General features: G+C 66.0%; 13 protein-coding genes. 8 read left to right on the top strand and 5 right to left on the bottom strand.

The features are described 5' to 3' along the window. Positions 1-26 precede the first annotated feature (26 nt). The gene (locus FSZ31_RS02565; protein WP_236643697.1) at positions 27-617 is read right to left on the bottom strand and encodes a DUF1345 domain-containing protein; all 591 of its coding nucleotides are present in this window, start codon (positions 615-617) and stop codon (positions 27-29) included. Between the two features lie 134 nt (positions 618-751). After that, positions 752-2,026 (bottom strand): argininosuccinate synthase, encoded by a 1,275-nt coding sequence (locus tag FSZ31_RS02560; protein ID WP_147121476.1) that lies wholly within the window; start codon positions 2,024-2,026, stop codon positions 752-754. 110 nt (positions 2,027-2,136) lie between these two features. On the opposite strand from FSZ31_RS02560, the gene FSZ31_RS02555 reads away from it, so the two are divergent. Beyond that, the gene (locus FSZ31_RS02555) at positions 2,137-2,331 is read left to right on the top strand and encodes a S46 family peptidase (RefSeq protein WP_268934261.1); all 195 of its coding nucleotides are present in this window, start codon (positions 2,137-2,139) and stop codon (positions 2,329-2,331) included. A gap of 60 nt (positions 2,332-2,391) precedes the next feature. Here FSZ31_RS02555 and FSZ31_RS02550 read toward each other — a convergent pair whose 3' ends face one another. The 3 genes from FSZ31_RS02550 to FSZ31_RS02540 form a co-directional block, all read right to left on the bottom strand. After that, positions 2,392-3,618, bottom strand: coding sequence for an SAM-dependent methyltransferase (locus tag FSZ31_RS02550; RefSeq protein WP_147122510.1), 1,227 nt, complete (start codon positions 3,616-3,618; stop codon positions 2,392-2,394). 133 nt (positions 3,619-3,751) lie between these two features. Continuing rightward, entirely contained in the window at positions 3,752-4,624 is an 873-nt protein-coding gene (locus tag FSZ31_RS02545) for a cytochrome b/b6 domain-containing protein (protein WP_147121475.1), read from the bottom strand. Between the two features lie 62 nt (positions 4,625-4,686). Then, positions 4,687-6,372, bottom strand: coding sequence for a class I adenylate-forming enzyme family protein (locus FSZ31_RS02540; RefSeq protein WP_147121474.1), 1,686 nt, complete (start codon positions 6,370-6,372; stop codon positions 4,687-4,689). Between the two features lie 64 nt (positions 6,373-6,436). Between FSZ31_RS02540 and lgt the strand changes: the two genes are divergently transcribed. The 7 genes from lgt (at position 6,437) to FSZ31_RS02505 (ending at position 13,988) form a co-directional block, all read left to right on the top strand. After that, on the top strand, positions 6,437-7,300 hold the full coding sequence (gene lgt / locus FSZ31_RS02535; protein ID WP_147121473.1) for a prolipoprotein diacylglyceryl transferase: 864 nt from the start codon (positions 6,437-6,439) through the stop codon (positions 7,298-7,300). After that, on the top strand, positions 7,293-8,360 hold the full coding sequence (locus tag FSZ31_RS02530) for a class I SAM-dependent methyltransferase (RefSeq protein WP_236643626.1): 1,068 nt from the start codon (positions 7,293-7,295) through the stop codon (positions 8,358-8,360). Before lgt ends, FSZ31_RS02530 begins: the two co-directional genes overlap by 8 nt. Beyond that, positions 8,357-9,121 (top strand): peptidoglycan editing factor PgeF, encoded by a 765-nt coding sequence (gene pgeF / locus FSZ31_RS02525; protein WP_147121472.1) that lies wholly within the window; start codon positions 8,357-8,359, stop codon positions 9,119-9,121. The genes FSZ31_RS02530 and pgeF overlap by 4 nt, the downstream gene beginning before the upstream one ends. Beyond that, positions 9,118-10,560 carry an SLC13 family permease gene (locus tag FSZ31_RS02520; protein ID WP_147121471.1) on the top strand — a complete coding sequence of 481 codons (1,443 nt, stop codon included), beginning with the start codon at positions 9,118-9,120 and terminating at the stop codon, positions 10,558-10,560. Before pgeF ends, FSZ31_RS02520 begins: the two co-directional genes overlap by 4 nt. An 83-nt stretch (positions 10,561-10,643) precedes the next feature. Further along, positions 10,644-11,951 (top strand): cystathionine gamma-synthase family protein, encoded by a 1,308-nt coding sequence (locus tag FSZ31_RS02515; RefSeq protein ID WP_147121470.1) that lies wholly within the window; start codon positions 10,644-10,646, stop codon positions 11,949-11,951. 82 nt (positions 11,952-12,033) lie between these two features. Beyond that, a complete protein-coding gene (locus FSZ31_RS02510; protein ID WP_147121469.1) occupies positions 12,034-13,185 on the top strand; it encodes an MlaE family ABC transporter permease in 1,152 nt (383 codons plus the stop codon). Further along, positions 13,182-13,988 carry an ABC transporter ATP-binding protein gene (locus FSZ31_RS02505; protein WP_147121468.1) on the top strand — a complete coding sequence of 269 codons (807 nt, stop codon included), beginning with the start codon at positions 13,182-13,184 and terminating at the stop codon, positions 13,986-13,988. The genes FSZ31_RS02510 and FSZ31_RS02505 overlap by 4 nt, the downstream gene beginning before the upstream one ends. The last annotated feature ends 8 nt before the right edge of the window (positions 13,989-13,996 follow it).

Genomic DNA, 13,996 nt, shown 5'->3' with positions numbered 1-13,996 from the left:
CATGTGCCGCGTGGTCCGCTCGCTGTCTAGCCGCCCGACAGGACGTTGATCGAAAACGCCAGCACGCCGAGGTTGAAAACGAAGGCGGCAAGGCAGTGGAAGGTCACCACCTTGCGCCAGTGGACCAGCGTGATCTCTACGTCCGAGGTCTGGAAGGTCATGCCGAGCGTGTAGGCGAAATAGACGAAATCCCAGTATTGGGGCTCGCTGGTCAGCGGGAAATCGACCCCGCCGCAATCCCTGGCTTCCTTCGCCCCCGCCTTGTTGCCATGCTTGTCGGCGACATAGAACAGGTGCGCATAGTGCAATGCGAAGACGGTGTTCGAAAACAGCCAGGCGGCGGCCAGCGTGGTGACGATGAAGGCGATGTCGATCGGCGATTCGCCGCCCTTGCCCGCGAGGATCGTCGCAACCGAGACGAGCACCGCGAGCATCACGATCGTCGTGACGATCAGCGCGACGAGGCGGTTGGCCTCGTTCTCCTTGCTGTGCTTGCGCATCATCGCGCTGTCGGACCGGAACAGCGGTGGCAGCGTGATGAAAAAGCCGAAAGCGGCAACGTCGAAGCCCGCCATCAGCGCCTGCTGCCACGGCAGGATCAGCGCGAAGCCCGCCATGCTCGCCAGCAGCACCAGGAACAGGCCGAAGCGCCACGGGAGGAACGACGATTTGACGGGCGCTTCGTCCTTGGCGGCCTTGGCGGCGCTACCGGCCTTGGCCGCAGTCTTGCGCGGCGCCTTGCCGGCGACCATCAGGTCCGGCCCTGCGGCGTGCCCTTGCGGATCTTCTCGCGGTTGCGGCGACCGAGCAGCTGGAGGCGCAGCGCATTGAGCTTGATGAAGCCGTGCGCGTCCTTCTGGTCGTAGCTGCCGGCGTCGTCCTCGAAGGTGACGACGTCCTTCGAATAGAGGTTGAAATCGACATCGGCGCGGCGGCCGACGACCTGGACGCTGCCCTTGTAGAGCTTCAGGCGCACGTCGCCGGTGACATCGGCCTGGCTCCGGTCGATCAGCGCCTGGAGCATCTCGCGCTCGGGGCTGAACCACAGGCCGTTGTAGATGAGCTCGGCATAGCGCGGCATCAGCTCGTCCTTGAGATGCATTGCGCCGCGATCGAGCGTCAGCTGCTCGATTCCGCGATGCGCGGCGAGCATGATCGTGCCGCCGGGCGTTTCGTACATGCCGCGCGATTTCATCCCGACGAAGCGGTTTTCGACGAGGTCGAGCCGGCCGATGCCGTGGCGCTTGCCATGCGCGTTGAGCGCGGTGAGCAGGGTCGCCGGGCTCATCGCCTCGCCGTCGATCGAAACCGGATCGCCGCGCTCGAACCCGACGACGATATATTCGGGCGTGTCGGGCGCGTCCTCGGGATTGTCGGTGCGCGAATAGACGTGATCGGGGACCTCGTCCCACGGATCCTCGAGCACCTTGCCCTCCGACGAGGTGTGGAGCAGGTTCGCATCGGTCGAGAACGGCGCTTCGCCGCGCTTGTCCCTGGCGACGGGGATATCGTGCGCTTCGGCGAACTCGATCAGCCGGGTGCGGCTGGTGAGGTCCCATTCGCGCCACGGCGCGATCACCGCGATGTCGGGATCGAGCGCATAATAACCCAGTTCGAAGCGGACCTGGTCATTGCCCTTGCCAGTGGCGCCGTGGGCGACCGCATCGGCACCGACTTCGCGCGCGATCTCGATCTGGCGCTTCGAGATCAGCGGCCGCGCGATCGCGGTGCCGAGCAGATACTGGCCCTCGTAAACGGTGTTGGCGCGGAACATCGGGAAGACGTAATCGCGGACGAACTCCTCGCGCAGGTCCTCGATGAAGATATGCTCTTCGGCGACGCCGGCGGCGCGCGCCTTGCCGCGGACAGGCTCAAGCTCTTCGCCCTGGCCAAGGTCGGCGGTGAAGGTGACGACCTCGCAGCCATATTCTTCCTGCAGCCATTTCAGGATGACGCTGGTGTCGAGTCCGCCCGAATAGGCGAGGACGACCTTCTTGATTCCGGCATGTTTGAGAGGCGTTTTCATCGGGGCGAATCCTGCTGAAATTGACGATCGTGCGCGTATCAAGCTGGACAGGTGGGCGCAAACCAATAACTTGTCCGGCAAATCCGGCGATTCGACGAGCCAAGGTCTAAATCGGTCGCGCAGAGGCACTCGGCGATCCGGCAGTCTCGACCAAGCTCGACGGCAACATCCACGCGCTCGGCGGCAATTACGGTTATGACGGCAGCCTCAACCGCACCGTCGTCGTGTCGACCGCGGCGGTCCAGGAAGCGCTCGAGACGATCTATCCGGCGCCCGCGCTGGTCAAGGAGCCCGCCGCCAAATAAGCGCGTCCGCGACCCGTCATGCCGCCGCTTTCAATCGCGGCGTGACGGATCGGGGCGGCGCTAGCCGCGCAGGCTGGTCTCGCCCTCGGCCATATAGTCGCGCGTCAGCGGCAGCGTGTGGCGATCGCGGACGTACTGCAGCTGGAAATTGACCATGCCGCCATATTCGAACGCGGCGGTCGCGCCCGACAAATAGAAGGTCCACAGGCGGTAGAATTTCTCGTCGTACATCGCGACGATCGCGTCCTTGTTGGCGACGCAATTGGCGTACCATGCGCGCAGCGTCCTGGCATAATGAACGCGCAGTATCTCGACGTCGGACAGCATCAGCCGCGCCGGTTCGCTCGCCGCGACGGTCTCGCTCAGGGCGGGGATATAGCCGCCCGGGAAGATGTATTTCTGAGTAAAGGTATCGGTCGCGCCGGGTCCGCCGGTCCGCCCGATCGTGTGTAGCAGCATGACCCCGTCGGGCGCGAGCAGATTGTGGCAGGTGCGAAAGAATTCGCCGAAATTGGGGGCGCCGACATGTTCGAACATGCCGACCGAGACGATCCGGTCGAAGCTGCCTTCGACATCGCGGTAATCGCGCAGTTCGAAGCGCACCCTGTCGGCGACGCCGTCGGCCTCTGCGCGCGCCTTGGCATAGGCGATCTGTTCCTCGCTCAGCGTCACGCCGAGCACTTCGACACCCGCCTTGTCGTGGAGGTAACGCGCCATGCCGCCCCAGCCGCAGCCGATGTCGAGCACGCGCATGCCCGGTTCGAGCTTCAGCTTGGCGGCGATGTGGGCAAGCTTGGCCTCCTGCGCCTCGGCCAGGTCGGTCACGCCATCGTCCCAATAGGCGCAGCTGTACTGCCAGTGCTCGTCGAGGAACAGGCGGTAGAAATCGTTGCCGAGGTCGTAATGGTGCGCGACGTTGCGTTTCGACGCGGCGCGCTGGTTGAGCTGCTGCAGCCGGTTCGACGCCCGCTTGACGAGGCGCCCGGTGCGCGACGGCCGGTCGAGATCGCGGCCCTGTTCCCATGGATTGTTGCGCCGGACGAAGGCGATGAAGTCCATGATATCGCCGCCCTCGACGACGACGCGGCCGTCGATATAGGCTTCGGCCATGCCGAGCCGCGGGTGGCGCGCGATATATCCCGCCACCTTGTCGTCAGTCAGCCGCATGACGAGATCGGGCCAGCCGGGTTCGGCGCGGCCGTAGACGGTGCGCTCGCCCTTGGCGGTTACGAGGGTCAGCGTTCCCTGTTTGATGAGGCGCGAAAGCGCCTTGTCGAGCAACCACATCATGTCGGAATCTCTTCGTAGCGGGACAGTCAGATACCCGCATACCATTCGTAATTCGACACGTCTTCCCAATATCCGCCGAGCCCGGTGACGCCAATCCGCCAGTCGACGAAGCGGCTGGCCTGACGACGCGTCATGGGGGCGGGCGTGATCGTGCGGCGTCCTCGCGGTCGCGCGGCAGCCGATAGCGGCCGGTGATCATCGACCGGACCTCGTTGATCGGTCCCGCGGCGATGACCATGGCAATATGGACGATAAAGAAGCCGATCAGCAGCCCCATGCCGATGAAATGGATCGAGCGCGCCGACTGGCGCCCGCCGAACAGGTCGACATAGGGCGACAGCACCGCGTCGAAGCCCGGCGACAGCGCGAGGCCGGTGAAGATCATCAGCGGCAACAGGACGAAGATCACGCCGATATAGCTGAATTTCTGCAGGCTGTTGTAGCGCGTCGCGGCCGCACCGGTGGCAAAGCGGAGCCGCGCATGGTCCCTGATCTCATGCCACAGATGGCGCGGCGACCAGTCGCGCCGGTCGGTGGCGAGGTCGCGGTGGACATGACCGTTGAACAGGCTGCGGATCATGTACGCCAGCAGCGACAGCGCGAGGATCCAGGCGAAGAACAGGTGCCACAACCGCCCGTCGGCGAGGCTGTAGTGCGACGGGATCGTCGCCCAGCCGGGAAAGGCGCGTTTGCGCACGATGCCGTCGCCATCGCGCCAGCGACCGAGCACGCCGGTCGTCGTAACCGCGACACTGCCGACGCGCAGATAACCCGATTCGCCGCGCGCGCCGATTTCGAGCCAGGCGGGATCGGCATTGGCACCGTACTGGCCCCAATAGAGGCGCGGGTGCGCGTTGAAGATCATCATCCCGCTCATCACCATGACGAGCAGGGTCAGCGCGTTGACCCAATGCCAGATTCGCGTCGAGAGACGGTGGCGCGCGACGACACGCGGCGCGGCGCGGTTACCGCCGTCGATTGCCTGCTCTTCGCCTTCGCTCATCTGCCGCCTTTCGAATAGGACGGATTTACGCCCGGCCCTTGCGAACGGACGCAGCGGCGATGCTAGGCCTCCTGCGCATAGCGGTCGCGCAGCGCCTTCTTGTCGATCTTCTCGGTCCCGCCGCGCGGCAGCGGTTCGTCCCACAGCCAGATCCGGTCGGGCACCTTGAACGCGGCCAGCCGCTCGCCGAGAAACGCCTTGAGTTCCTCGTCGTCGATCGCCTTGCCGTCATGGCAGTGGACGACCGCGCCGGGGACTTCGCCGAAGCGATCGTGCGGCAGCGCGAAGACCGAGCATTCGGCGACCGCGGGATGTTCGTAGATCGCCGATTCGACCTCGATCCCGCTGATATTCTCGCCGCCGCGGATGATGATGTCCTTCTTGCGGTCGACGATGAAGAGATAGTCGTCCTCGTCGAGATAGCCGAGGTCGCCGGTGCGGAAATAGCCATCGGCGGTGAACGCCGCGTCGGTCGCATCGGGATTGTCCCAATAGCCTTCGAAATTGGCGATCGAGCGGATGCACACTTCGCCGACCTTGCCCTGCGCGAGATGCGTTCCGGCATCGTCGAGGATCGCCATGTCGACGAGCGGTTTCGACGGCGCGCCGGTGCTGTCGGGCTTGGCGAGATAGTTGGTCGACAGGTTGCCGCAGCCGACCGCGTTGGTTTCGGTGAGGCCATAGCCGAGCACCGGCTGGCCGCCGCCCATGCCTTCGGACAGGCGCTTGACGTGTTCGGGCGGACGCGGCGCGCCGCCCGCGGCGAACAGCGAACAGCTCGACATGTCGTACTGGGCGCGGCGCGGGTGGACGAGCATCTCGTAGCTCATCAGCGGCACGCCGACGAAATAGGTAACGCGCTCGGCCTCGATCAGCCGCATCGCCTCTTCGGCGTCCCATTTGCGCATCATGACGAGCTTGCGCCCCATGCCGAAGCTCTGGAGGAACACCGGCACCTCGGCGGTGACGTGGAACAGCGGCGTGTTGACGATCGTCGCCGGCTGGCCCGATGGCGGGGTCCCGTCCTCGCTCAGGATACGCAGGATCGAGCTCGTCTGGACGAGATAGTTGAAGGTCGCCTGGACGACCGAGCGATGGCGCGACCAGGCGCCTTTCGACTTGCCCGTCGAGCCCGAGGTGAACAGGATCGTCGCACCGTCGTCGCCGGTCAGCACTGGTAGCTCGGCAGATCCATCGTCGTCGCCGACGATATCCGCCAGCGCCTGTTCGATCGGCGCGTCGACGTCGATCGTCAGCACCGTCGCGGCGTGCAGTCCGCCCGCGAGCCGCTCGGCGCGCGGGATATCGGCCAGGACGAGGCGTGTTCCGGTATCGACAACGCCGTCGGTCAGCTCGCCCGCCTGCCACCAGCCGTTGAGCAAGGTGGCGACACCGCCCGCCATGTGGATCGCCATATAGGCAACGATCCACGACGCCGCGTTGCGCATCGCGAGGCCGACGCGGTCGCCGCGCTCGACGCCGTGACGCGCGACGAGCGCGCGCGCCAGCATCGTTGCAAGGCGGTGCGTTTCGATGAAGCTCAGCCGGTGATCGCCATCGACGAGGAAGGTCGCATCGCCGTGCGCGGCACAGAAATGCGCGTAATAATCGGGCAATGTCGCCGGGGCGGTCGCGATGATCGGGAGCGTGACGCCATCGCGGTCAAAACTGCCGACGCGAAACGGCCCGTCGTCCGAGGTTAGCGCTGCGTTGGCCTCACGCAGGCGAAGGTCCAAATCGGACGGCATGGCATCTCCTCTTTGACTTGTTTTGTTCAGCCCTTATGGAGACAAAAATCCTAAGGGGGAAGCCTTGCTCCAGACGATCGCCAGCGCGCCAGCCTATCTCAATTTCGACGATCTCGGGCTCAGCCGGGTCGCGCTATCAATCGGTCCGTTCGACCTGCGCTGGTACGCGCTTGCCTATATCGCGGGCGTCCTGCTCGGCTATTGGTACCTGCTCAAGCTGATCGACCAGCCGGGTGCGCCAATGGCGCGGCGCCACGCCGACGATACCGTGTTCTACGCGATGCTCGGCATCATCTTCGGCGGGCGGCTGGGCTATGTCCTGTTCTACCGACCCGAATATTATTTCGACAATCCGCTGACGATCTTCAAGCTGTGGGACGGCGGCATGTCGCTCCACGGCGGCGTCCTGGGCGTGCTGCTCGCGATCTACTTCATCACCCGGCGCAACCAGCTCAGCTTCCTGCGCTTCTGCGATTATATCGCCTGCTCCATCCCGTTCGGCCTCGGCCTCGGGCGGCTCGCCAATTTCGTCAATGGCGAGCTGTGGGGCCGGCCGACCGACGTCCCGTGGGCGATCATCTTTCCGCAGTCGGGGACGATGGACCCGCGCCATCCCAGCCAGCTCTACGAAGCGGGACTCGAGGGCATCGTCCTGTTCGCGGTCCTGTGGTTCATGTTCTGGAAGACTCAGGCGCGCTACAAGCCCGGCCTGCTCGTCGGCACCGCCGCGCTGATCTACGGCGCCAGCCGCTTTTCGCTCGAGCTGGTCCGCCAGCCCGATGCGGGGCTCGAGCATCTTTCCTGGGGCCTGACGATGGGCCAGACGCTGACGATCCCGATGCTGCTGATCGGCCTCTATCTCGTTATCACTGCCAAGAAGCGCAGGGTGCGCGTCGAACCGGTCGCCGGACCGTCGAGCGTTGCCTGACGAGGCTCCGCTGCACGAGGCGCTGAGCCGGACGATCGAGCGCGACGGGCCGATCCCGATCGCCGCCTTCATGGCGCAGGCCAACACGCATTATTACGCGACGCGCGATCCGCTCGGCGCGCCCAATGGGACGCGTGGCGGCGATTTCGTCACCGCACCCGAGGTCAGCCAGATGTTCGGCGAGATGATCGGCCTGTGGTGCGCCGACCTGGCGATGCGCGCCGAGGATGGCGGCGATTTCGCCTATGTCGAGCTGGGGCCGGGACGCGGCACGCTCGCCGCCGACGCGCTGCGCTCGATGGCACGCTTCGGCCTCGCCCCCGACGTCCACCTCGTCGAGACCAGTCCCGTGCTGAGGCGCGCGCAGGCCGAGCGGCTGCCCGCCGCGCAGTTCCACGATTCGATCGCGACGCTGCCCGACGACCGCCCGCTGATCATCATCGCCAACGAATTTTTCGATGCGCTGCCCGTCGCGCAGTTCATCTCGACCGCCAAGGGCTGGCGCGAACGCGTCGTCGGGCGACACGAGGACCGGCTGATTGCGATGCCCGGCGCCGACCCCGCCGACGATGCGGTGCCCGAGGCGCTGCGCCGCCAGCCGCCCGGCATGATCGTCGAACACTGTCCCGACGCGGTGGCGATCGCCGCCGATCTTTCCGCGCGCATCGCCGCGCAGGGCGGTGCGGTGCTGATCGTCGATTACGGCTATCAGGGGCCCAAGGTCGGCGACACGCTGCAATCGGTCCGCCGCCACAAGATCGCCGATCCGTTCAACGACCCCGGCGAGCAGGACCTTAGCGCGCATGTCGATTTCACTGCGATCGCGGCGCCCGCGAATGATCGGGGCCTGCGCATCACCGGGCCGATCGAACAGGGCAAGTTCCTCCACACGCTCGGCCTCGGCCACCGCGCCGAAGCGCTGCGCCGCAAGAACCCCGAGCGCGAGACCGAGATCATCTCGCAATATCATCGCCTGACCGACGCCTATGAAATGGGCTCGCTGTTCAAGGCGATGGCGATGACCGCGCCGCACTGGCCCGCGCCCGAAGGCTTTGCATGAATGCCGCCCCGCCCTTTGCCCGCGCAGGCGCGCTCGAGGATGTGCGCCACGGCTTTTTCGGGCGGCGCGGCGGGGTTTCGCCGCCGCCATACGACAGCCTCAACACCGGCAGCGGGTCGGGCGAGGACGAGGCGGTGCTGGCCGAGAATCGTGCGCGGATCGTCGCGGCGGTCGCGCCGGGCGCACAATTGCTCAACGTCTACCAGGTCCACGGCCGCGACTGCGTCATCGCCGAGCAAGGCTGGCCGCATAACGACCGCCCGCAGGCCGACGCCATGGCGACCGCGACGCCGGGGCTGCTGCTCGGCATATTGACCGCCGATTGCGCGCCGGTGCTGTTCGCCGACCGCGACGCAGGCGTCGTCGGCGCGGCGCATGCCGGATGGCACGGCGCGCTGGCAGGCGTCACCGATGCGACGATCGCCGCGATGGAGACGCTCGGCGCGGCGCGGGCGAATATCGTCGCCGCGATCGGCCCGACGATCGCGCGCGCCAGCTATGAAGTCGATGCGGCATTCCGCGCGCGCTTTGCCGATGCCGACCCGGCCAACGATCGCTTCTTTGCCGAAGGTGCGTCGGGCCATGCCCAGTTCGACCTGCCCGGCTATGTCGCGCACCGCCTCGCCGCCGCGGGCATCGGCCGGATCGAGATCATCGATCACGATACCTATGCGATGGACGGCGCCTATTACAGCTATCGCCGCGCGACGCACCGCGGCGAACCTGGCTATGGCCGCCAGCTGTCGGTGATCGGGCTATGAGCGATACGGCCACCGCAGCCGCGCCGCCGCGGCCACCGGTACGCGATATCGGCCTGGTTGCCGGGGTCGCGATTTTCACCATCATGGCGCTGATCCCGCCGCTCGGCGGCATGCCGCAGGCGGCGTGGATCGTCGCCGCGCTGACATTGTGGATGGCCGCCTGGTGGATGACCGAAGCGGTGCCGCTGAGCGTCACCGCGCTGCTCCCCTTCCTCGTCGTCCCGCTGACCGGGGCGATGGATGCAGATGCGGTCGCGGGCGAATATTACGATTCGATCATCCTGCTCATCCTCGGCGGCGCGTTCCTCGCGCTGGCGATCGAGCGGACCGGGCTGCACGGACGCCTCGCGCTCGCGATCCTGGCGCGCGCAAGCAGCGGCGCACGGGGCCTGTTGTTTGCCTTCATGGTGTCGACCGCTTTGCTGTCGATGTTCATATCGAACACCTCGACGACGCTGATCATGGTGCCGATTGCAGCTGCCGTATTGCGCGCGGGCGGGATCAGGGAAGGCGAAACCGACGGGATCTCCGGCGCGCTGATGATGGGCATCGCCTTTGCCGCGTCGATCGGCGGATTGGGCACGCTCGTCGGGTCGCCGACCAACGCGATCGCCGCCGGGCTGATCAACGAAATGGCCGGGACCAACATCACCTTTTTGAGCTGGGCGATGGTCGGCCTGCCCGTCGTCATCATCGGCATCCCGCTCGCCATGGCGATCCTGATGCGCGTCCAGAAGATCGGCGCCGACGGCTTCGACAGCGGCGCCGCGCGCCGCGCGATCGGCGATCCCGGCCCGTGGAGCGTTGCCGAGAAACGCCTCGTCCCGCTGCTCGCTCTCGTCGTTGCGGGCTGGATGCTGCTGCCGCTGCTCCAGCCTTATGTTCCCGAGGGCGCATTGAAGGACGGCAGTATCGCGATCGCCGGCGCGATGCTGCTATTCGTCATCCCCGACGGCAAGGGCGCCCGGCTGCTCGAATGGCGCGAGGCCAATCGCGCGCCCTGGGGCGTGATCCTGATGTTCGGCGGCGGCCTGGCGCTCGCCGGGGCGATCGGCGCGTCGGGCCTGGCCGCATGGCTCGGCGAGGCGCTCGTTCCCTTGCGCGTCGTGCCCGTGCTGCTGATCGCGCTGACGGTGACCGCGATGGTCGTTATCATCACCGAATTCGCCTCGAACGTCGCGACCGCGAGCGCGATCATCCCCGTCGTCGCCGCGCTGATCGCGGCGACCGGCGCCGACCCGATGCTGCTCGCAATGCCCGCCGCGATGGCCGCCAGCTGGGGCTTCATGCTGCCGTCGGGCACCGGGCCGAATGCGATCGCCTGGGCGAGCGGGCATATTGCACTGCCTCGCCAGCTGCTCGCCGGATTGCTGCTCGATCTGGCCGGCGTGCCGCTGATGATCGCCTCGGCCTTCGCGGTCGCATTGCTCTTCGCCTGAGCTTGCCCAAAGCGCCGCGTGGAGCTAGGCAGCCGCACAATCGAGCGCTGCCTCGCGCGGCCCGCCAGCCAAGGAATCTGATCATGGAAAACGAAGCCGACATCACCGGAACCACGCCGCGCCGCCGTCCCAAGCCGCACGTCCTCGAAATCGGCGGGCGCAAGCTCAAGCCGTCGACGCTGATGATGGGCCACGGCTTCGATCCCGCGCTGAGCGAAAACTCCTTGAAGGCGCCGATCTTCCTGACCTCGACCTTCGTGTTCGAGAACGCCGCGGCGGGCAAGCGCCACTTCGAAGGCGTCACCGGCAAGCGTCCGGGCGGTGCCGACGGCCTCGTCTATTCGCGCTTCAACGGACCCAACCAGGAAATCCTCGAAGACCGCCTTGCGGTTTGGGAAGACGCCGAAGAAGCGCTGACCTTTTCGAGCGGCATGTCGGCGATCGCGACATTGTTCCTCGCGATGGTCAAACCCGGCGACGTCATCGTCCATTCGGGGCCGCTTTATGCCGCGACCGAATCGCTGATCGCGCGCATCCTCGGCAAGTTCGGCGTGACCTATATCGACTTTCCCGCCGGCGCGACGCGTGAAGAGATCGACGCGGTGCTGGTCAAGGCCAAGGCGCAGGGCAACGTCTCGCTGATCTACCTCGAAAGCCCGGCCAACCCGACCAACGCGCTGGTCGATGTCGAGGCGGTGCGCGACGCGCGCGACGCCGCTTTCTCGGGCGACGATGTCCCGCCGATCGCGATCGACAACACCTTCCTCGGCCCCTTGTGGTCGAAACCGTGCGAGCATGGCGCCGATCTCAGCGTCTATAGCCTGACCAAATATGCCGGCGGGCACAGCGATCTCGTCGCCGGCGGCATCGTCGGCAAGAAGGCGCTGCTCGATCAGGTCCGCATGATGCGCAACACGATCGGCACGATCACCGACCCCAACACCGCGTGGATGCTGCTGCGCAGCCTCGAGACGCTCGAATTGCGCATGAGCCGCGCGGGCGAGAATGCGGAAAAGGTCTGCGCCTATCTCAACGGCCACCCCAAGGTCGAGACGGTCGGCTATCTCGGCTTTCTCGAGCCCGGTTCGCGCCAGCGCGACATCTATGACCGCCACTGCACCGGCGCGGGTTCGACCTTCTCGCTCTACCTCAAGGGCGGCGAGAAAGAGGCGTTCGCCTTCCTCGACGCGCTCAAGATCGCCAAGCTGGCGGTGTCGCTCGGCGGGACCGAGACGCTCGCCAGCGCGCCGGCGGCAATGACGCATCTGTCGGTGCCCGACGATCGCAAGCAGGCACTCGGCATCACCGACAACCTGGTGCGGATTTCGATCGGCGTCGAGGACGCCGACGACCTGATCGCCGATTTCACCCAGGCGCTCGACGCGATCTGATCGTGCGCCAACGCCAGCCTATTAGCGGCTGACGATCGATAACGGCTTGTCGCAAGGCGGGAATTGACGCACTGTCGCGGCAATGAACCGCGGGGCCGACTTCACTTACGAACCAGGCGACGGAAAGGCGATCATTCGCTTTTCCGGTCGCCTGACCCTGGCCCGGATGGGCGACCTGCCGCAACGTCTCGCCTCGCTCGGCGGATACGACCACGAAGGCGACGCGCACGACGACGAAAAGATCGCCAGCGTCAGCGTCATCGACCTCAACGAGGTCGAGCGCGTCGATACCGTCGGGGCGTGGATCATCCACCGGATCAAGCGCGATTACGGCGCGCGGATCGAGGGCGGCAAGCCCGACGTCGTCAAGCTGCTCAACGAGATCGAGAAGGCCGACCAGAAGGTCCAGATCCACCCCGACACGAACAACACCTTCACCGAAATGCTGGCAACCGCAGGCCACGCGACGCGCGCCGCGGGCGCGTCGGTGATCGGCATGGTCGGCTTTTTCGGCGCGATGATGGTCGGCATTGGCGGCATCATTCGCAATCCGCGCCGCTTTCGCCTCAACGCCGTTGTCCAGCGCTTCGAAGTCGTCGGCATCAATGCGCTGGCGATCATCGGGTTGATGAGCTTCCTGATCGGCATCGTCATCGCCCAACAGGGCGCGACCCAGCTCGAACAGTTCGGCATGGAGGTCTTCACGATCAACCTTGTCGGGCGATCGTCGATGCGCGAACTCGGCGTGCTGATGACCGCGATCATGGTCGCCGGCCGTTCGGGCAGTGCCTTTGCCGCGCAGCTCGGCACGATGAAGCTGACCGAGGAAATCGACGCGATGCGCACGATCGGCGTATCCCCGATCGAGGCGCTCGTCCTGCCGCGCGTCCTCGCCACGACGATCATGATGCCGCTGCTCGGCTTTTACGCGGGCGTCATGGCAGTGATCGGCGGCATGATCTTCGTCTGGGCCGGTCTCGACATCCCGCCGATCACCTATCTCCAGCGGATCCGCGAAGTGGTGCCGATGACCGACGTCATGATCGGCCTGATCAAGGCCCCGGTGTTCGGCTTCATCATCGGCCTGACCGGCTGCTACCAGGGCATGCAGGTCGAAGCGAACGCCGAGGAGGTCGGCCTTCGGACGACATCGGCGGTCGTCCAGGGCATTTTCATGGTGATCGTCCTCGACGCCATCTTCGCGGTGTTCTTCACCGGGCTGGGCTGGAAATGATCATTCCCGAGGAACACGACATCGCGATCAGGATTCGCGGGCTGGTCAACGCATTCGGCGACCAGGTGGTCCACGACGGCATCGATCTCGACGTCAAGCGCGGCGAGATCCTCGGCGTCGTCGGCGGATCGGGCACCGGCAAGTCGGTCCTGATGCGATCGATCATCGGGCTGCAGAAACCCGTTTCGGGCGATATCGAGGTGTTCGGCCAGGACATGACCGGGGGGTCGGAAAACGACGCCGAAGCGCTCGACATTCGTCGCCGCTGGGGCGTGCTGTTCCAGGCCGGGGCGCTGTTTTCGACATTGACCGTGGCCGAGAATATCCAGGTGCCGCTGCGCGAATTCTATCCCGGGCTCGACCCCGCGCTGCGCGACGAGATCGCTTCGTACAAGGTGACACTGGTCGGCCTGCCCGCCGAGGCAGGGCCCAAATATCCCGCCGAACTGTCGGGCGGCATGCGCAAGCGCGCCGGCCTCGCCCGCGCGCTGTCGCTCGATCCTGCATTGCTGTTCCTCGACGAACCGACCGCCGGGCTCGACCCGATCGGTGCCGCTGCGTTCGACGAGCTGATCCTCGACCTGCGCGACACGCTCGGCCTGACGGTGTTCCTGATCACCCACGATCTCGATACACTGCACGCGATCTGCGACCGGATCGCGGTGCTTGCCGACAAGAAGATCGTCGCGGTCGGCACGATCGACGAACTGACCCATCTCGACCAGCCCTGGATCCAGGAATATTTCAACGGGCCGCGCGGGCGCGCGGCTATCGACTCAGCCGCCCGCAGCGGGCAAGACTAGGCGCAACG

This window comes from Flavisphingopyxis soli (genome assembly GCF_007995095.1).
In the GTDB taxonomy this organism is placed as follows: domain Bacteria; phylum Pseudomonadota; class Alphaproteobacteria; order Sphingomonadales; family Sphingomonadaceae; genus Flavisphingopyxis; species Flavisphingopyxis soli.
The sequence above is the reverse complement of the archived record's forward strand: the minus strand, read 5'-3'. Positions and strand labels throughout refer to the sequence as shown.